General features: G+C 46.8%; 2 protein-coding genes. One reads left to right on the forward strand and one right to left on the reverse strand.

What is annotated here, in order from left to right; all coding sequences use genetic code 11:
- A partial coding sequence (locus tag HCR01_RS38000; RefSeq protein ID WP_193201025.1) for a hypothetical protein occupies positions 1–397 on the forward strand: 397 nt, incomplete at its 5' end.
- A gap of 28 nt (positions 398–425) precedes the next feature.
- Here the strand turns inward: HCR01_RS38000 and HCR01_RS38005 are convergent.
- The coding region (locus HCR01_RS38005) for a hypothetical protein (protein WP_193201026.1) at positions 426–973 on the reverse strand (548 nt) is incomplete at its 5' end.

The raw sequence follows: 973 nt of genomic DNA on the forward strand, positions 1-973 counted from the left end.
GGAACACCAAGTGATTGCTAATGACAAGCCACTACCTTTAGAAAAAGACAAAGCCGAACGAGTCTACGCTCCCCCGCGCAAATCCAATTCACCGCAACAGTCCAAGCACCAGCGCCAGTTTAATCACAGCGATGAAGAGGAGTTACCACCCCAGCAATGCCAGCACATGCAATTTTTGGACTGTGACAAACTAGTAGGGCGCGTAGTATTCGAGTGCTGGCACTGTCAACAGGCGATAATCAGCGAGTTTACAGGGGAACCAGTAATTGGAGAGTACAAGGGGCGTCCGTCAGTGGTGCTAGCTAAAGTGCAATGTCCTAGCTGTGGTGAAACGGCGATTAGGTTGAATGCGGAGAAGGTGCTTTCGACAACGGCTATTTCTTCACCCTGGAAGTAGAGATTTGGTTGCTCATGGTTAAAAAAGCTTATTCATCCTCCTCCTCGTCATATTCATAATCCTCATCACCATGTTCTTCAAGCCACTTCCTTTCTTCCTCTAAAGCCATTTCTCTCTGTATTCTTTTCTTTTCTGCCATTTCCTTCTCTAGAGCTTCTTGTTCTAGTTTTTCCCTTTCCAAGCGTTCTTTCTCTAACCTTTTTCTCTGTTGCGTCTCTCTTTCGACCCTCTCCCTCTCAATAGAGATTAGCCGCTGCTCGACCCGTTTACAGTAGAAATCCAAAGTCTTGCCTGTGGCTGCTCCGGTAACTGCACCACCGGCTAAAAAGATGAGGGCAGTTTTCCAACCTTGAATGGGGCCACCACTCAACTCCAAACTAGGCTCGTTGAAGTACACCAGTAGAAAGAAAATCACGATTCCAACTACTGTATTAATCAGAGCAAAAATCCTCGGTGTCAAATCAGTCTGCCGCAGTATCAGCCATTGTCCCAGGCTGAGAAACACACCAAAGAAGATGGCAGCGATGGCACAAAGAATAACATTGCCTGGGAAAGTGAACGGATCTACTTTTGAGG

It is taken from the genome of Nostoc sp. MG11, assembly GCF_014904695.1.
Taxonomy (GTDB): domain Bacteria; phylum Cyanobacteriota; class Cyanobacteriia; order Cyanobacteriales; family Nostocaceae; genus Komarekiella.